Here is an 18,532-nt window from a genome sequence, read left to right as displayed (position 1 = left end):
ATCAGTTTGTATCTTGTTGCGTGATAAATCAGCTTATAAGTCGTTGAACTCGGGGCTGTAAGCAATCTCACCAGCATGTCCAGCAAACGCACCGTTTACCAATTCAATCGCTTGGAAAGCACCTTCAGGCACATCCCAAACACAACTCAGGCCAAACTCGCTCGCAGCCTTGAAACCAAAGCGGCTGTAATAAGCAGGGTCACCCAACACAACGCAAGCTGGGTAACCAAAATCAACCAAAGTGGAAAACGCATCTTCAACTAGAGATTTGGCAATGCCTTGGTTGCGGAACTCTTCTTTCACAGCGAGAGGCGCAAGCCCTTGCCAGTTATGATCGTCGCCATCAAGAGTGATAGGGCTAAACATCAGGTGACCAACCACCTCGCCTTCATCAGAACAAGCCACCAGCGATAGCGTTAAATGGCTATTCTCACGCAAGCTCATAACCAAGTTAGCTTCTGCATCTGTTTCAAAAACAGATTTCAATAAACGATCAATGACAAGTATATCTGCCGGTGCTTCAGTTCGAATAAGCATTCATTACCTCACTTTGTGTATCTGGGGATTGTACTCCCTTCTGCACAAAATCAGCTAATTGATTTAACAAAGTTTTCATAGGAGTCGGCAATAAGTCCAAATCTACGCTATCCATCAAGTTTTTAACTTCTAAACCGAGCTCGGTATCGCCTTCAATAGACAGTCTACGTTGGAAGAAAAGCGTATCTGGGTCTTCTTTACGCCCCGCAATCAACACAAGATCGTTAAGATTGCCGCTAAAGCTTACATCTTCAACCACCTCTTTATCAGCTACAACCAGTTGCTCATTTTTGTAGCTAATACACCAACTTAACCCCATGTCTTTTATTGAGACTTTCAGCCATTTGTCTTCTAAAAACTCAAAGTCACCGTCCTCTAAAGCTTCCTTGAATACATTCTTAAGCGCCTCCAATAAGGCTCTTTTTTGTACTGTTTTAGGCAATAACTGGACTGGAGATCGCAAAATTGATGCGGCATTTTGAACTAGTTGAGTGCGAATCTTGTTTATCACGTGACTTATCCGTAACTTTGTCAATAATATGGAATGCATCATAGATGATGTTGAGATCTCAGTTACTGTTATGTATCAAATTAACTTCTGTTTGATACTCGACCTTTAATATCCTGAAAATCACAGTTATAGTAACTCAGGTAATGAGAATTACAGCGGATCGCTGCACTCACAGGTAAATATCGATAGCCACACAAAAAGTAATAAATATTTATCGATAGTGAATATTCAAGCTCTTGGAGAATTGGTAGTACTTTGATGCCTCCCCAACAACTACAACATTGGTTTACCCAGCTAACTGCAAATAGTCCGTTCTTTTTTGCAGTACTTGATGCTCAACATAACTATTTTATGGTGAATGAGCGTTACTGCGATATTGCTGGTTTGAGTCAACCAGAGCTTGCAGGCATGAATGATCGCCAAACATTGGGCGAACAGTTCTACCAACATCTCAAGCCTTACTATGAGCGTGCATTCAGTGGCGAAACGATTGAGGCCGAAGTCACCCTCAACGAAACAGACCTCGATACCAGCCTTCATTTCAGCCTATCTCCGCTTACCAATGGCAACAAAACCGACTACATCGTCTTTCACGCCTTCGACACATCAGAAAACCAAGTACTTGTCCGTTCTTTAGAAGAATCCGAAGCCAAATTCCACAAACTATCTCAACTACTTCCAGATGGATTACTGCTCGTTGAAAGTGACTACATCTTGTCATCTAACCCAGCAGCAGCGCGCTTGCTTGGCTTTAACTCAACCACAGAGTTAATTGGTGAAGAGTTGGGACGCCTATTTATCGATGAACAAACCAAAACAGTCTTCAATAATAACCTCAGCTCTATTATTTCTGAGTCTGGTTTGGTTTGCTTAACGGGTGCACGATGCGGCTTTGAACGTAAGGTTCAGCTCAACATCGACTCCACCACTGTTCTTGGAAGCAACACTCAGTTGGTGCTTATCCAAGACGCACAAGAAACCGCAAAACAATACACACCGGCAAACAGTGAAGATGCCTACATCGATGCACTGACCAAGCTCTACAACCGAGTTGGGTTTACTAAGCGTCTTGAGCAGTTCATTCACAACGATACGCCGGTGGTGATGCTCTACTTAGACATTGATAACTTCAAGAATATCAATGACTCACTTGGTCATCACATCGGTGACAAGGTGATAAAAGAGGTCGCTTCGCGCCTTAAACGCTTACTGCCTCGTAAGGCCGTGATTGGGCATTTAGGCGGGGATGAGTTTGGTATTATCTTGCCAGAACCTGAACATCAGCGAACACCTGAAATGCTCGCTGAAAAGATCATATCCCTTATCAACCAACCCTTCGATCTTCACCACTTTAGCAAACGCTTAGCCTGCTCAATTGGTAGCGTGAGCTTTCCTCAAGATGGGACTGATGCTCGTATCTTGCTGCAAAATGCAGACACAGCAATGTATGAAGCCAAAGATCGTGGTCGCAACCGCCTGATCAAGTTCAACGAACAGATGAACAAAGAAGCGCGCATGCGACTGTGGCTTGAGATAGAGCTACAAAAGGCGCTGCAACAAAATGGACTTGAGGTTTGGTATCAACCTAAGGTCAATGCCCGTGACTTCACCATTAACGGCGCTGAAGCTCTAGTACGTTGGAAGCACCCTGTCGAAGGTTATATCAGTCCTGCTGCGTTCATTCCTGTGGCAGAGCGAGCTGGACTTATTGAACAACTTGGCCGAGTGGTAATGCGTGAAGTGTTTGCTACGGTTAAGCGCTGGAAGATGCAAGGTATCCTTCCAGGTCGTGTCGCGATCAACCTATCTCCAGAACAGTTTGGTAACCCAAAGCTGATTGATTATATGGAAAAATTGCTGCGTTCGACCGAGCTTGATCCAAGTGCGATTACGTTTGAGCTAACGGAAAGCGCGGTAATGAGTGATAGTGAACACACACTTCAAATGCTTAACGCCATCAAGAAACTTGGCTTTGCTCTCTCCATCGATGATTTTGGTACTGGTTACTCTTCACTGTCTTACCTTGCTCGCTTCCCAATTGATGAGCTAAAGATAGACCGTGCTTTCATCTCCGATATCGATACCCTACCAAAGCAAATCACCGTAATTGAAAACATCATCAACCTGGGTAAGTCTCTCGATTTAACTGTGGTTGCTGAAGGTGTCGAAACTAGTGAGCAAGCGACTCTGCTGTCTAATCTCAACTGTAGTTCGATTCAAGGCTTCCACTTCTACCGTCCGCAACCAAAACAAGATGTCGAAGAGTTGTTTGCCCAAAACCGCCGCCATAAAAATTAAGTACCTCATATTTAAACCAAGCCAACATGTAAAACGGTCACTCGTCAGTACCTCAAACGGAGTAAAAGCAGATTTATCCATCTAAACCTGCCTTACATCAATTCCGTCATTCACAATTCTTCATAAAATGCTCGCTTCAACTCAATTCTACTGGTAGTGAGCAAATGGAACTCTTATGCCCAGCGGGTAACTTACCTGCTTTGAAAACCGCTATTGATTGTGGTGCGGATGCTGTCTATATCGGATTCAAAGACGATACCAATGCCCGACACTTTGCAGGCCTAAACTTTGCGGGTAAAAAGCTCGATCGTGCTGTGCAGTATGTGCATGACCACAACAAGAAAATTCATGTTGCCCTAAACACGTTTGCTCACCCAAATGGCTTCGACCGTTGGACCAATGCCGTAGACAACGCTGCTGCGCTAGGTGTCGATGCACTGATCATCGCAGACATCGCGGTGCTTGAGTACGCAGCAAACAAATATCCAGATCTAGAACTGCATCTATCGGTACAAGCATCAGCGACCAATGCCGCTGCTATCGACTTCTACCATAAAAACTTCAATGTTAAGCGTGTGGTACTGCCGCGTGTATTATCGATCCATCAGGTCAAACAGCTTTCTCGTAATATCACTTCTGACGTTGACCTTGAAGTATTCGCTTTCGGTAGTTTGTGCATCATGGCAGAAGGTCGTTGCTACCTCTCTTCATACATGACTGGCGAATCACCAAATACGGTTGGCGCTTGCTCTCCTGCGAAATACGTTCGCTGGCAAGAAACAGAAACAGGCCTCGAATCTCGCTTGAACGAAATCCTTATCGATAAATATGAAGCAGGTGAGAACGCAGGTTACCCAACGCTGTGTAAAGGCCGCTTTGAAGCAGAGATCGATGGTGAACGTAAGCGCTATCACGCACTTGAAGAACCAACCAGCCTAAACACGCTATCAATGCTGCCAGAGCTTTTCGCTGCCAATGTTGCTTCAGTGAAAATTGAAGGTCGTCAGCGTAGCCCTGCTTATGTAGAGCAAGTTACTCGTACGTGGCGCGCAGCCATCGACCGCTACTTAGCAAATCCTGAACAATACCAAGTAGAACAAGCTTGGAATGCGACACTGGCGAATGTATCGGAAGGTACACAAACCACGCTTGGCGCTTATCATCGTAAATGGCAATAGAGCCAAATGGAGAACTCAATGAAATACGCATTAGGCCCTCTACTTTATTTTTGGCCAAAACAAGACGTTGAAAGCTTCTATGAGCAAGCGAAATCAAGCTCTGCTGATATCATATATCTCGGTGAAGCCGTGTGTTCAAAGCGTCGTGAGATGAAAGCAAAACACTGGATGGACATCGCTAAAGAGCTGTCTGCTTCAGGTAAGCAAGTGGTACTGTCGACCATGGCGTTGCTCGAAGCGCCAAGTGAAGTCAACATCATGAAGAAGTACATCGATAACGGTGACTTCGCGATTGAAGCAAACGACGTGTCTGCAATTCAACTGGCCAGCGAAAGCAAAGTCCCTTTCGTGGTTGGTCCTGCGGTGAACACCTACAACGCACGCACGCTGAACTTGTTCTTGAAACAAGGTATGACGCGTTGGTGTATGCCGGTTGAGCTTTCTCGCGAATGGTTAAGTAACGTAATGACCCAGTGCGAAGAAATCAATATTCGTAATAAGTTCGAAGTAGAAGTATTTAGCCACGGCTACCTACCGCTTGCTTACTCAGCACGCTGCTTTACCGCTCGCGCTGAAAACAAAGCTAAAGACGATTGCGAAACCTGCTGTATCAAGTACCCAACAGGGCTACAAGTAGAAAGCCAAGAAGGCCAATCAGTATTCAACCTTAATGGTATCCAGACCCAATCGGGCTACTGCTACAACCTAGTCAATGATTTACCCAACATGCACGACCTGGTTGATGTGGTTCGCTTAAGCCCACTCGGCGTTGATACCTTCTCTGAAATTAATAACTTCAGAGCGAATGAACGCGGTCAAAACCCGATGAAGATTGAAAGCCGCCAATGTAATGGTTACTGGCATCAGCTTGCCGGTTTAGACGTCAAAAACATCTAAATACTATTTTCAAAACGAAGCGATTTTCAAAACTAAAAAGGTCTAGCACATGCTAGACCTTTTTAGTTCGTCTCAAGAAAATCGACCTATGCCGTTGCGGTTTCCATCGGCGAGGCGTCGAGCTTCTTTACGTCTTTGTAGAGCATCACCATTACCACCGCGCTCAACGCGATATTAGACAGTGGATATGCAATCCAGATCCCCGGCACACCGTACAACTTAGGCATAATGTACAAGAAAGGTAACTGGATCAGCATATTGCCTATCGTTACAAACATCGCCTTGCTGCCCTTGTTTACCGCTTGGTAATAAGCGCCCGCTACCACTAAGAAACCATCAAGCGCCAATGCAAACATGTGTAGTCGAATACCTAATACTGTGTACTCAACTAACTGAGGTTCGTCCGAGTTAAAGACTGATACAAACTCACGTGGGAATGCGTTCAGAAGCAGCACGAACGCCACACCAATCAATACCGAACTCAGCATCGCAATCTTAAGTAACTTACGAATGTTCGCTTGGTTACGCGCACCATGGTTGTAGCTCACCAAAGGTTGCATGCCATTGGCGATACCTTCAGCCGTGAGATAATAAACCGTCACGATGTAGCCCAAAATCGCGTAAGCACCAATCATCAACTGGTCGCCATATTGGGAGAACAACGCATTGTGCAGCGCCACCATCATCGAACCATAAGCGTACATAAAGAAGCTTGATGTACCAATGGCGAAGATCTGTGGGATAACCGATAGCTTCAGTCGTAACTCATTCCAACGTAAGCGTAAATTTGCTCGACGTGAAAAGAAGTAAGCCAGACCTAAGCCCGTTACCACAAATTGTGCGATAGCTGTTGCTAGTGCCGCGCCCATCAACTCCCAACCATACAGAGCGATAAACAGGTAATCGAGTACGATATTAATCACAGCACCAACGATCATCAATATCGTCGCTAAATTAGGGCTGTCATCGTTACGCAGTAGAAACGGCATCGCGATCGAACCTAGCGTGAAGACACTAGCACCAATCAGAATGTGTAAGTACTGCAAGCCAAGTTCATACACTCGCCCTTCAGCGCCCTGCCAAAGCAAGAAGTTATCAGCAAACAAAAACAGCAATGCGGAGACAATAGGCGTTATCGCTAACAACAAGGTTAAGCCCGTTGCTAAGATCTGCTTAGCGCCTTGAGTATCTTTTTCACCTTGGCGAATCGAGACCAGTGCACCTGTACCCACGCCCACCAACATACCAATACCGAGAATCGAACCAATCACAGGCCACGCAACATTGATACCTGCAAGTCCATCAGCCCCCACATAGCGGCCAATGAAAATGCCATCCACCACTTGGTACAGGCCATTAACCAACATGGCTGCCACGGTAGGGATTGTGTATCGCCAAAACTGACGACTAATTGAGTTACTCATTTCTTACTCTACTTTCATTTGTGAGTCGCATATCAACAAGATATGACTCGAAAAATTAGTTAACAAGGCTAACTAAATATCTAAATTATTTACTTCAAAGCTTTATTTAATAATAGGTTTAGCTGCTGAGATTCTTGCTCAGACAAACGACTTTCCAGTATTTGTGCCATGACCTGATAGATCTTACTTTCTTCTTCTAAGCCGACTTCAGCTTTGCTGGTCAGTACAACCAACTTAGACCTCGCATCTTCGAGCGAAGCTTTACGCTCAACAAGCCCCTTTCTCTCTAGTCTCTGAACCATAGTGGTTGCTGAAGGCTTGGTCACCTGCATCTCAATTGCAAGATCAGTCAATCGGATCGGTTCAGGAGAGGATTGAATGACCTTCAAATAGTCATACTCGTTAAAGCTCAATTGGCAAATAGGATCTTCATTTACCTGAGTTCGCCATATCTTTGAAGCAAAACGCTCAATCTTTTCTAAATTCTGGTTTAGCATACTCACCCAATCAAAGAATAGCATTTAGTTAGCAAGGCTAACTATTTTAGTGTTGTTTAAATAAAAAGCAATCAAAACGAGATGAAGATCATAAAAAAACCGCTGACAGGCAGCGGCTTCTCGGAGTCAAAATGTATTGCTTACTTAGCGCTGGCTTCTTCTTCAGCCTCAGCTAACTTAACTTGTGCTAAGTGCTCGGCTTTAAGCGTGGTGAAGATACGGCTTAGCTCTAAGAAAGAGTAACGGTGCTCTACATATTCATACACGTTGAAAGAGACTGACAACTTGTACAAAGAGATCGCATTCGCGTAGTCACCATTCATATGGTAACGCTTAGCAAGGTAGAAGTACGTCTCTGTTAGACGCTGCGCTAGTAACGTGTTGTCACGAGTACCGGTTAAGATCGCCTTAAAAGCCTGCTCTTCAGTAATGTCATCAAGCATAATCGCGACTAATACCCAGCCCCACTGCTCATCGCGACTCTCGTAACGTTTTTGTAAATCAAGCTTAGCTTGCTCTGGCGTTAGCTCATGCTGAATGATGTACAACCACAGAGCGCGAAACGGATCGCTAGGATCATCGGCATAGTGCTTCATCATCTCTTCATTAGCTAAGTCGTAACGTTCGCCATAATAAAGCGCGATAGAACGGTTTCTTTCTGCGTAAGAGTTTGCAGGATCAAGCTCTAACGTAGAATCAAAAGATTCATAAGCCGCATCAAACTCCCCTACCTGCGTAAAGTAAACACCCAAAAGATTGAAGATATCAGGTTGAGCTGGGTTCAATGAAAGAGATTGGTTGAAGTCGAGACGCGCGAGATCACGCAGGCCAACACTGTCGTAGTAGTTACCACGTTCAAACAGCATCTTAGCTCGAACTTCATCGTTCAAATCTGGGCGCTGTAATAACTGACTAAGACGTGCAATTTGAACTTCTTGCTGAACGCTTGGTTGCAGTGGCACTGCCATCGGTGGATAAACCCAACGTGAGGCGTTATCTGATGTTGTCGCACAACCTGTTAGTACAAGCAGTAAACACATACTCGCGGTTTGAAACCATTTCACAAATAATTACTCCTGTTATGACCGCAATAAAAAAGGGGAGCGATATGCTCCCCTTTATAACATGCTTTGTTGACGATAGGTTAGAAATCACTAAAAAGCGATATCACCATCGACACACTGAGAATTACTCAGCAGCAGGTGCTTCGCCTTCAGCTGGCGTTTCAACTGCTTCTTTCATGCTTAGACGTACACGGCCTTGACGGTCAATTTCAAGAACCTTAACAGGAACTTCTTGACCTTCAGTTAGGTAGTCAGACACTTTCTCAACGCGCTTGTCAGCGATTTGAGAGATGTGTACTAGACCATCTTTACCTGGAAGGATAGTAACGAATGCACCGAAGTCAGCTAGACGAGCAACTTTACCTTGGTAAATGCGGCCAACTTCAACTTCAGCTGTGATCTCTTCGATACGACGGATAGCTTCTTTAGCAGCTGCGCCTTCAGTAGCAGCAATCTTGATTGTGCCATCGTCTTCGATTTCGATTGTAGTACCCGTTTCTTCACAAAGAGCACGGATAACTGCGCCGCCTTTACCGATAACATCTTTGATCTTATCAGAGCTGATTTTCATTGTGTGGATACGTGGAGCGAATTCAGAGATATCTTCACGAGCACCAGAGATAGCTTCATCCATTACAGAAAGGATGTGCTTACGTGCACCTTGCGCTTGGTTAAGTGCAATTTGCATGATCTCTTTAGTGATACCTTCGATCTTGATGTCCATTTGAAGTGCAGTGATACCAGCGTTAGTACCTGCTACTTTAAAGTCCATGTCACCTAGGTGATCTTCGTCGCCAAGGATGTCAGAAAGAACAACGAAATCGTCGCCTTCTTTAACAAGACCCATTGCGATACCTGCAACAGAAGCTTTGATTGGAACACCAGCATCCATAAGCGCTAGAGATGTACCACATACAGAAGCCATTGAAGAAGAACCGTTAGATTCTGTGATTTCCGATACAACACGAACTGTGTATGGGAATTCTTCAACAGAAGGCATTACTGCTTGGATACCACGTTTAGCAAGCTTACCGTGACCAATTTCACGACGCTTAGGAGAACCAACGAAACCAGTTTCACCTACACAATATGGAGGGAAGTTGTAGTGTAGAAGGAAGTTGTCTTTCTTCTCACCCATTAGGCTATCGATGATTTGAGCATCACGTTGTGTGCCAAGCGTTGCAGTAACAAGTGCTTGAGTTTCACCACGAGTGAATAGAGAAGAACCGTGTGTACGTGGAAGAACACCAGTACGTACGTCTAGCGCACGAACCATGTCTTTTTCACGGCCATCGATACGTGGGTTGCCAGCGATGATGCGGCTACGTACTACGTTTTTCTCTAGAGAACCAAGCATGCCGCGGATTTCGCGCTCATCTAGGTTTTCGTCTTGTGCGATTAGAGCTTCAACAACGTCGTTCTTGATTGCGCCAACTTGCTCGTAACGAGCCATTTTCTCAGTGATCTGGTACGCGTCAGATAGACGAGTTTCAGCAAGTTCAGCAACTTGAGCTTTAAGCTCAGTGTTAACTGCTGGTGCTTCCCAGTTCCAAGCTGGAGTTGCTACTTCAGCAGCAAACTCGTTGATTGCTTTGATTACAACTTGTTGTTGGTCGTGACCGTAAACAACAGCTGAAAGCATTTCTTCTTCAGATAGGTTATCTGCTTCAGATTCAACCATAAGTACTGCGCCTTCTGTACCAGACACAACTAGGTCTAGTTTAGAGTTTTCAAGCTCAGTATTTGATGGGTTAAGAACAAGTTCGCCGTCGATGTGACCAACACGTGCAGCACCGATAGGACCATTGAATGGAGCACCAGAGATAGCAAGTGCAGCAGACGTTGCGATCATAGTGATCATGTCTGGGTTTACGTCAGGGTTGATAGAAACAACCGTAGCGATAACTTGAACTTCGTTTTTAAACGCACTTGGGAAAAGTGGACGAATTGGACGGTCAATCAGACGAGCTGTTAGTGTTTCGCCTTCAGATGGACGACCTTCACGCTTGAAGAAACCACCAGGGATTTTACCCGCAGCGTATGTACGCTCTTGGTAGTTAACTGTTAGAGGGAAGAAGTCTTGACCTGCAACAGCTTCTTTCTTAGCAACAACAGAAACGAATACTGATGTATCGTCCATAGTCGCCATTACAGCAGCGGTAGCTTGACGTGCAATTACACCCGTTTCTAGAGTAACGGTGTGGTTACCGTACTGGAACGATTTTACAACTGGTTTTTCAAACATTGTATATCCTTAGCTCTAAAGTCAAACTTTAGATTAAGTGAATAATGACTCAAGATATTACCAATCGCGACTAGTGAAAAGGGACTTAGGATGGTGACTCTTTGTATGAGCTCATACGCCGAATTAAGACCAAATCCGCCTTTGAATAGTCGCGACCTATTGGCCGACATCTGTGACTGTAATCTCTTGAGAGGTTGATTGCCAAACGCTGAAAACGCTATAGGCGGGCGTAGTATAAACTATTTTTATTAGGAGATATATTTCCTATCAGAAAAAGCCAGATGATATTCTGAGCATCCGGCCTAGCATTTTCTTACAGGCACAAAAAAAGGAGCATAAATGCTCCTTTTCTTCAAACTGTCTTTGCAGACATCGCTATTAGCGACGTAGGCCTAGACGCTTGATTAGGTCTTGGTAACGAGCAAGGTTTTTGCCTTTCAAGTAATCAAGAAGCTTACGACGGCTAGAAACCATACGTAGTAGACCACGACGGCTGTGGTGATCGTGTTTGTGCGCTTTGAAGTGACCTTGTAGGTGGTTGATAGAAGCAGTAAGTAGTGCTACTTGTACTTCTGGTGAACCTGTGTCGCCTTCAGATTGTGCGTATTCTGCAACGATTGCTGCTTTAGTTTCTGCATTCAGAGACATAATTCTCTCCTGATAAGAGTAAGTTTATATTTGTAGCAGCCAATCTCTGATTCAGCCGCTACGCGAGCCGAGGATTATAGGGAAGTTTGTCAGTTGGTGCAATAACAATCGAACCCATTAAAAACGAAAAAAGCGAACCACCTAAATTAGGCGTTCGCTTTCTATCTTATTTGCTCGCTTTTCACGACTCAGCGCTAAGATCCGATGTAAGCGCTACGCTTGTGGCTCTTCATCTCTGAAAACAACCAAACGCTTCGGTGCAACTCGGCCATCTTCAGCAATCTGAGCTACGCCGACAAACAGCTTCTCTTCGCCACTTGTCATACGAACCGTGCCTTCAGTTGGCGCACCAGCAACCTGAACTGGCATACCGTGCTGAACTAGGTCAGTCAGTTCCGCGTTCAGGTTTACTTCTGGTAAGTCTTCAACGGCAGTGTCCATTGGCATCAGCAGTGGATCAAGCAGCTCTTTCGGTGCAATTTCTTGCGCCTGTGCTTGCTCTAGGATCTCGTTTAACTGCTCCAAAGTCACCATACGCTCGTATGGGTACTTTGCGACACCTGTACGACGAAGCATGGTCACGTGAGCACCACAACCTAGTATTTCACCAAGGTCGTCGGTAATTGTGCGGATGTATGTGCCTTTCGAACAATGCACTTCCATTTCAACTTCATCACCTTCAAAGCGAAGCAGTTCAATAGAGTACACAGTGATCTTACGAGACTCACGAGGAACCTCGATACCTGCACGTGCGTATTCGTACAAAGGCTTACCTTGATACTTCAATGCCGAAAACATTGATGGTATCTGATCGGTTTCACCCTTGAAGCTCGCAATGCAACGTTCAAGCTGTTCTTGAGTCACGTTAACATCACGTGTCTCTACCACTTCACCATCAGAGTCAGAGGTATTGGTACGCTCACCAAGCTTAGCGATAACAACGTAGCGCTTATCAGAATCTAGAAGAAACTGAGAGAACTTCGTTGCTTCACCAAGACAAATTGGCAGCATGCCAGTCGCAAGAGGATCCAGAGCACCGGTGTGCCCTGCCTTCTCTGCAAAGTAAATACGCTTTACTTTTTGCAGTGCATCATTAGACGAAATGCCAGTCGGCTTATCTAATAGAATTACCCCGTTGATAGGGCGACCTTTACGACGGCGAGCCATTACTCTTCGCCCTTAGACTGAGCTTCGTCAGTGCGGCCAGCTTCTTCTTGCTTACGCTTATCATCGTTCAGAACTTCACTTACTAGGTTAGACATACGCATGCCTTCTACTAGTGTGTTGTCGTAAGTAAAACGAACTTCAGGCGTTAGACGGTGGCGAATACGCTTACCAAGAGCCATACGAACTGGCACTTCATGCTCTTTAAGAGCTTTAAGGCATGATTCCGGTGTTTGCTCACCAACACATAGGAAAGTCACGAACACTTTTGCGTAAGCAAGGTCACGAGACACTTCTACGTCTGAGATAGTTACCATACCAATACGTGAGTCACGAACTTCACGTTGTAGGATAAGCGCAAGCTCTTTTTGAAGCTGCTGAGACACACGTTGTGTGCGGCTAAATTCTTTTGACATTTTCTTTTCTCACTTAGAAAGATGGGGGGCTTGGTAATAACCAGCCCCCCATGGTGTATTCAACAACCGATTACTTATTACCTTTACTAGTAATGTTAGTAACCTTAGTCAATATGTCGAGTCGTACAGACTGATTAGTCTAGAGTACGTTTAACCTCAACGATTTCGAATACTTCGATCTGGTCACCAACGCGAACGTCGTTGTAGTTCTTAACGCCGACACCACACTCGTAACCGTTCTTAACTTCTTGAACGTCATCTTTAAAGCGACGAAGTGACTCTAGTTCACCTTCGTAGATAACAACGTTTTCACGAAGTACACGGATTGGGTTGCTACGCTTAATCGTACCTTCAGTCACGATACAACCAGCGATTGCACCAAGTTTAGGCGACTTAAATACGTCACGAACTTGTGCAAGACCAATGATCTCTTGACGGAATTCAGGAGCAAGCATACCGCCCATCGCCTGTTTAACTTCGTCAATTAGTTGGTAAATGATTGAGTAGTAACGTAGATCTAGGTTTTCGTTCTGAACCGTGTTACGCGCAGTTGCGTCAGCACGAACGTTGAAACCAAGGATGATAGCGTTAGAAGCTGCAGCAAGCGTTGCATCAGTTTCAGTAATACCACCAACACCAGAACCTACGATGTTCACTTTCACTTCGTCAGTTGACAGTTTCAGTAGAGAGTCAGCAATCGCTTCTACAGAACCTTGAACGTCAGCTTTAAGTACCACGTTAAGCTCAGCAACTTCGCCAGCCGTCATGTTCGCGAACATGTTCTCTAGTTTCGCTTTTTGTTGGCGAGCTAGTTTAACATCACGGAATTTACCTTGACGGTAGTTCGCAACTTCACGTGCTTTACGCTCATCACGTACAACAGTCGCTTCATCGCCTGACGAAGGAACACCAGAAAGACCTAGAATTTCTACAGGAATAGATGGACCTGCAGTTTCGATGTCTTTACCGTTTTCATCACGCATTGCACGAACACGGCCGTACTCTTGACCACAAAGAACGATATCGCCTTTGTTTAGAGTACCAGACTGTACTAGTACTGTTGCAACTGGACCACGACCTTTATCAAGGCGAGATTCAACAACAACACCAGACGCCATGCCTTCTTTAACCGCTGTAAGTTCAAGAACTTCAGACTGAAGAAGGATAGCTTCTAGAAGACCATCGATGTTTGTACCCTGTTTAGCAGAGATGTGAACGAAGATGTTCTCACCACCCCATTCTTCAGGGATAACGTCGTATTGAGCTAGCTCATTCTTAACGTTGTCTGGGTTTGCACCCTCTTTATCGATCTTGTTCACAGCAACAATCAGAGGAACGCCTGCCGCTTTCGCGTGCTGGATTGCTTCGATTGTTTGTGGCATTACGCCATCGTCTGCTGCAACTACAAGTACAACGATATCTGTCGCTTGAGCACCACGAGCACGCATAGCTGTAAACGCCGCGTGTCCAGGAGTATCAAGGAAAGTGATCATACCGTTGTCAGTATCTACGTGGTAAGCACCAATGTGCTGCGTGATACCGCCAGCTTCGCCAGAAGCAACGTGTGCTTTACGAATGTAATCAAGTGTTGAAGTTTTACCGTGGTCAACGTGACCCATGATAGTAACAACAGGAGCACGACCTTCAGCGATAGCATCGCTATCACGGTCAGCTAGTACTGCTTCTTCAAGTTCGTTTTCTTTACGTAGGATTACCTTGTGACCCATTTCTTCAGCAACAAGTTGTGCTGTTTCTTGGTCGATCACTTGGTTGATAGTCGCCATAGCGCCCATCTTCATCATTACTTTGATAACTTCAGTTGCTTTAACTGACATTTTGCTAGCCAGTTCAGAAACAACGATAGTTTCGCCGATAGCAACGTCAGATTTAGCAACAGTTGCTGACTTATCGAAGCCTTGCTGCATTGAAGTTGGTTTAGCAAGCTTACCTTTACCGCCACGACCACGTTGGTTACGACCACCACGGTTGTTTGCAGGTTGGTTAGCAGGAGCTGCTTTCTTCTTGCGACGACGAGGTGCTTTCTCATCTTTCTTATCTGCCGCATCTTCAGCTTCACGAGCGTAAGTAGAAGTAGTCACATGGTAATCCGCAGATTTCTCTTGCTCTTTCTTCTTCTTCTCTTCTTCAGACCAACGTTCTTGGTTCTCTTCTGCTAACTTACGAGCTTCTTCAACAAGCTTAGCTGCTTCAGCTTCTGCTTTACGAGTTGCTTCTAGCTCTTGACGAGCTTTAAGTTCATCCGCTTCTTTTTTCGCTTGTGCGTTAGCGTCTGCATTTTTTGAATTCATGTCTTTTTTAGCCTTTTCAGCTTGTGCGCGTTGAGCCTTCTCTTCAGCTTCACGTTTTGCATCCGCTTCACGTGTTACTTTTTCTTCGGCTTCGCGCTGTGCTTTCTCTGCAGCATCACGTTTCGCTTGCTCTTCAGCATCGCGTTGTGCTTTCTCTTCCGCTTCACGATTAGCTACTTCCTCAGCTTCACGTTTCGCTTCATCTTCAATAGTGCTGCGCTTCACGTAAGTACGCTTTTTACGTACCTCTACTTGAACATCCTTACTCTTACCGCCTCCAGCGGCAACACTTAGCGTGCTGCGGGTCTTGCGTTGAAGAGTTAAACGAGTCGGTTCTGTTTCGCCTGAAGTATCGCCGTGCTCCTTTTTAAGGTGCGTTAGCAATGTTTGCTTCTCTGAATCAGTCACTTGATCCGACCCTGCTTTCTTCATGCCTGCATCAGCAAGTTGTTCAATTAAGCGGTCAACTGGCGTACCAATCTCTTCACTCAGTGCTTTAACTGTTAATTGTGTCATACCGCTTTCTCTCCTTGCTGAATTATTCTTCGTCGCCGAACCAACAGATGTTACGCGCAGCCATAATTAGCTCGCCTGCACGCTCTGCAGTTAGGTCTTCGATGCCTTCTAGTTCATCAACGCCTTGGTCAGCTAGGTCTTCCAGTGTCGCAACGCCTTTTGCTGCTAGCTTGTAAGCCATTTCACGCTCAAGACCTTCAAGTGCAAGTAAGTCTTCAGCAGGCTCAACACCGTCGAAAGTTTCTTCTTTCGCTAGCGCTAGAGTAGTCAGTGCGTCTTTTGCGCGGTTACGTAGTTCTTCAACGATACCTTCGTCTAGACCGTCTACTTCAAGAAGCTCGTTCACAGGAACGTATGCTACTTCTTCAAGCGTAGAGAAGCCTTCTTCAACAAGCATTTGAGCAAAGTCTTCTTCAATGTCTAGGTGCTTCATGAAGTTTTCAATAGAAGCAACTGCTTCTTCTTGGTGCTTCTTCTCAAGATCAGCAACAGTCATTACGTTCAGTTCCCAACCAGTAAGTTGAGACGCTAGACGTACGTTTTGACCGCTACGGCCAATCGCTTGTGCTAGGTTATCCGCTTCAACAGCGATATCCATAGAGTGTGCGTCTTCATCAACGATGATTGAAGCAACATCAGCAGGAGCCATTGCGTTGATTACGAATTGAGCCGGGTTATCATCCCAAAGAACGATATCAATACGCTCACCACCAAGATCGTTAGAAACAGCTTGTACACGTGCGCCACGCATACCAACACACGCACCAACTGGGTCAATACGTTTGTCGTTTGTTTTCACAGCGATTTTAGCACGAGAACCAGCGTCACGTGCAGCACCTTTAAGTTCAATTAGCTCTTCACCAATCTCAGGCACTTCAACACGGAATAGTTCAGCTAGCATTTCTGGCTTCGAACGAGTAACGAAAAGCTGGAAACCACGAGCTTCTGGTTTAACTGCGTAAAGAAGACCACGAACACGGTCACCTGGACGGAAGTTTTCACGAGGAAGTTGGTCATCACGAAGGATTACCGCTTCAGCGTTGTTACCTAGGTCTAGAATAATAGTGTCACGGTTAACTTTCTTAACTGCGCCAGTTACTAGCTCGCCTTCGTTATCGATGAACTGCTCAACGATTTGAGCGCGTTCAGCTTCACGTACTTTCTGTACGATAACTTGCTTAGCCGTTTGAGTCGTAATACGGTCAAACGTTACTGATTCGATATCATCTTCAATGAAACCGCCAAGTTCGATCTCTGGGTCATCGTACTTTGCAGCTTCAATAGAGATTTCTTTTGTTGGGAATTCAACTTCCTCAACAGCTTCCCAACGACGGAAAGTTTCGAAATCACCCGTTTTACGGTCAATTTCAACACGAACTTCAATTTCTAGTTCGCTTTTCTTTTTTGTTGCCGTTGCAAGCGCGATTTCAAGCGCTTCAAAAATACGCTCACGAGGAACTGCTTTCTCATTTGAAACAGCTTCTACTACCGCCAAAATTTCTTTGTTCATTAATCTAGCCTCTTAAGCTCTTCTCTCTAGGAGAACTAAAATTTAGGGATCAGGTTAGCTTTCGCAATATTGCTCAGGACGAATTCTTCTTCTTGTCCTTCAACCAATACTTTCACTGTCTCGCCTTCGATAGATTGGATATCACCTTTCCATTTACGACGGTTGCCGACAGCCATTTTCAAAACGATGCTTACCTCGTGACCAATAAATTGTTGGTAATGCTCTGCTTTGAACAGTGGTCTCTCTAAACCTGGTGAAGACACTTCAAGGTTATAAGCCACTGAAATTGGATCTTCAACGTCCATTACGGCACTTACTTGGTGGCTAACTTCAGCGCAATCATCTACATTGATACCGTTTGGTGAATCGATGTAAATACGTAGCGTTGAGTGCTCACCAGCACGAATAAATTCTAATCCAACTAACTCATAACCTGATGCTGCTACTGGAGCGTCAAGCATTTCAGTAAGTTGTCTTTCTAAACCAGTCATTTAACCACTCCAGAAACAAAAAAAGGGCTCAAAGCCCAATTTAAATTCCAAGCAAACATTATCTAAATACATTTACAAATGCTTAGATAACAAAAAACCCCGTATAAGCCGGGGTTTTTGTTGCTGGACCCTTATATGTTAAGTGCCATCACATTCGATATCGCACCTAACTCACAGTGAGGTTCACACTGTGCAAACTTGCTACCAATACAAGCTATATAATAGCATTGAAATTGGTTGCGGGAGCCGGATTTGAACCGACGACCTTCGGGTTATGAGCCCGACGAGCTACCAAACTGCTCCATCCCGCGTCCGACTTGCGAGCATTATACGCCCAACAAGATGTTTTACAAGTTTGTAAACATGGTGCCGAGAGAGGGACTCGAACCCTCACACCCTAAGGCACTAGCACCTCATGCTAGCGTGTCTACCAATTTCACCATCTCGGCATCAAATCTTTACAGATTATTGTGGAATTTCGTCGCCTTGCGCCGGAACTTCACTCACTGCATCATCAGCTTGTTGAATCACCTGACCTTGGGTCGGGTCAATCCATTGTGACTCAGTTTTATGTGTAGACATATTACCAAGCACTAAGCTAAGGATAAAAAATGTAGTTGCAAAAATTGCAGTCATTCGGGTAAGGAAATTTCCTGAGCCACCAGCACCAAACACAGTGTTTGAAGCGCCAGCACCGAAAGAGGCTCCCATATCTGCGCCTTTACCTTGTTGAATCAACACTAGGCCAATTACACCAAGCGCTGCCAACAGGTAAATCACAAGTAGAACTGTAAACATTTTTCCACCTATGTTCCTAATTGTTGAGC

The 18,532-nt window shown here is 45.0% G+C and carries 16 protein-coding genes and 2 tRNA genes; 3 read left to right on the top strand and 15 right to left on the bottom strand.

The features are described from left to right. Nucleotides 1–33: 33 nt before the first annotated feature. Both AB4493_RS11345 and AB4493_RS11340 read right to left on the bottom strand, forming a co-directional pair. The gene (locus tag AB4493_RS11345; protein WP_017063279.1) at nucleotides 34–537 is read right to left on the bottom strand and encodes a GNAT family N-acetyltransferase; all 504 of its coding nucleotides are present in this window, start codon (nucleotides 535–537) and stop codon (nucleotides 34–36) included. Continuing rightward, nucleotides 521–1,048, bottom strand: a complete 528-nt coding sequence (locus AB4493_RS11340; RefSeq protein ID WP_029235120.1) for an SCP2 domain-containing protein — start codon at nucleotides 1,046–1,048, stop codon at nucleotides 521–523. Before AB4493_RS11340 ends, AB4493_RS11345 begins: the two co-directional genes overlap by 17 nt. Nucleotides 1,049–1,306: 258 nt before the next feature. Between AB4493_RS11340 and AB4493_RS11335 the strand changes: the two genes are divergently transcribed. The 3 genes from AB4493_RS11335 (at nucleotide 1,307) to AB4493_RS11325 (ending at nucleotide 5,421) form a co-directional block, all read left to right on the top strand. Then, nucleotides 1,307–3,346: an EAL domain-containing protein gene (locus AB4493_RS11335; protein WP_372154984.1), complete on the top strand. Its 2,040-nt coding sequence runs from the start codon at nucleotides 1,307–1,309 to the stop codon at nucleotides 3,344–3,346. A gap of 164 nt (nucleotides 3,347–3,510) precedes the next feature. Continuing rightward, entirely contained in the window at nucleotides 3,511–4,524 is a 1,014-nt protein-coding gene (locus AB4493_RS11330) for a peptidase U32 family protein (RefSeq protein ID WP_017068227.1), read from the top strand. A gap of 18 nt (nucleotides 4,525–4,542) precedes the next feature. Further along, nucleotides 4,543–5,421 carry a U32 family peptidase gene (locus tag AB4493_RS11325; RefSeq protein WP_048668750.1) on the top strand — a complete coding sequence of 293 codons (879 nt, stop codon included), beginning with the start codon at nucleotides 4,543–4,545 and terminating at the stop codon, nucleotides 5,419–5,421. 86 nt (nucleotides 5,422–5,507) lie between these two features. On the opposite strand, the gene AB4493_RS11320 is transcribed toward AB4493_RS11325, so the two are convergent. The 13 genes from AB4493_RS11320 to secG all read right to left on the bottom strand — a co-directional run bounded on the left by AB4493_RS11320 (nucleotide 5,508) and on the right by secG (nucleotide 18,503). Next, entirely contained in the window at nucleotides 5,508–6,845 is a 1,338-nt protein-coding gene (locus AB4493_RS11320) for an MATE family efflux transporter (protein ID WP_055319586.1), read from the bottom strand. An 89-nt stretch (nucleotides 6,846–6,934) separates the two neighbouring features. Further along, nucleotides 6,935–7,342 carry a MarR family winged helix-turn-helix transcriptional regulator gene (locus AB4493_RS11315; RefSeq protein ID WP_009847536.1) on the bottom strand — a complete coding sequence of 136 codons (408 nt, stop codon included), beginning with the start codon at nucleotides 7,340–7,342 and terminating at the stop codon, nucleotides 6,935–6,937. A gap of 140 nt (nucleotides 7,343–7,482) precedes the next feature. After that, nucleotides 7,483–8,406 carry a lipoprotein NlpI gene (gene nlpI / locus AB4493_RS11310; protein WP_048658156.1) on the bottom strand — a complete coding sequence of 308 codons (924 nt, stop codon included), beginning with the start codon at nucleotides 8,404–8,406 and terminating at the stop codon, nucleotides 7,483–7,485. 124 nt (nucleotides 8,407–8,530) lie between these two features. Continuing rightward, the gene (gene pnp, locus AB4493_RS11305) at nucleotides 8,531–10,651 is read right to left on the bottom strand and encodes a polyribonucleotide nucleotidyltransferase (protein WP_060982624.1); all 2,121 of its coding nucleotides are present in this window, start codon (nucleotides 10,649–10,651) and stop codon (nucleotides 8,531–8,533) included. A 378-nt stretch (nucleotides 10,652–11,029) separates the two neighbouring features. After that, nucleotides 11,030–11,299 carry a 30S ribosomal protein S15 gene (rpsO, locus tag AB4493_RS11300; RefSeq protein ID WP_010436144.1) on the bottom strand — a complete coding sequence of 90 codons (270 nt, stop codon included), beginning with the start codon at nucleotides 11,297–11,299 and terminating at the stop codon, nucleotides 11,030–11,032. Nucleotides 11,300–11,512: 213 nt separating this feature from the next. Continuing rightward, on the bottom strand, nucleotides 11,513–12,466 hold the full coding sequence (truB, locus tag AB4493_RS11295; RefSeq protein ID WP_372154983.1) for a tRNA pseudouridine(55) synthase TruB: 954 nt from the start codon (nucleotides 12,464–12,466) through the stop codon (nucleotides 11,513–11,515). Beyond that, nucleotides 12,466–12,879 carry a 30S ribosome-binding factor RbfA gene (rbfA, locus tag AB4493_RS11290; RefSeq protein ID WP_017059232.1) on the bottom strand — a complete coding sequence of 138 codons (414 nt, stop codon included), beginning with the start codon at nucleotides 12,877–12,879 and terminating at the stop codon, nucleotides 12,466–12,468. The genes truB and rbfA overlap by 1 nt, the downstream gene beginning before the upstream one ends. A gap of 134 nt (nucleotides 12,880–13,013) precedes the next feature. After that, nucleotides 13,014–15,704 carry a translation initiation factor IF-2 gene (gene infB, locus AB4493_RS11285; protein WP_017059231.1) on the bottom strand — a complete coding sequence of 897 codons (2,691 nt, stop codon included), beginning with the start codon at nucleotides 15,702–15,704 and terminating at the stop codon, nucleotides 13,014–13,016. A 22-nt stretch (nucleotides 15,705–15,726) separates the two neighbouring features. Continuing rightward, a complete protein-coding gene (gene nusA / locus AB4493_RS11280; RefSeq protein ID WP_017059230.1) occupies nucleotides 15,727–17,214 on the bottom strand; it encodes a transcription termination factor NusA in 1,488 nt (495 codons plus the stop codon). 35 nt (nucleotides 17,215–17,249) lie between these two features. Beyond that, on the bottom strand, nucleotides 17,250–17,705 hold the full coding sequence (gene rimP / locus AB4493_RS11275) for a ribosome maturation factor RimP (protein WP_004738265.1): 456 nt from the start codon (nucleotides 17,703–17,705) through the stop codon (nucleotides 17,250–17,252). 234 nt (nucleotides 17,706–17,939) lie between these two features. Next, nucleotides 17,940–18,016 (bottom strand) — tRNA-Met (locus AB4493_RS11270). Nucleotides 18,017–18,069: 53 nt separating this feature from the next. Next, a tRNA-Leu gene (locus tag AB4493_RS11265) sits at nucleotides 18,070–18,154 on the bottom strand. Between the two features lie 16 nt (nucleotides 18,155–18,170). Then, nucleotides 18,171–18,503, bottom strand: a complete 333-nt coding sequence (gene secG, locus AB4493_RS11260) for a preprotein translocase subunit SecG (RefSeq protein ID WP_017059392.1) — start codon at nucleotides 18,501–18,503, stop codon at nucleotides 18,171–18,173. Between the last annotated feature and the right edge of the window lie 29 nt (nucleotides 18,504–18,532).

Origin of the sequence: Vibrio sp. 10N.222.55.A1, from assembly GCF_041473835.1 — a bacterium.
GTDB classification, from domain to species: Bacteria; Pseudomonadota; Gammaproteobacteria; order Enterobacterales; family Vibrionaceae; genus Vibrio; species Vibrio crassostreae_C.
The sequence above is the reverse complement of the archived record's forward strand: the minus strand, read 5'-3'. Positions and strand labels throughout refer to the sequence as shown.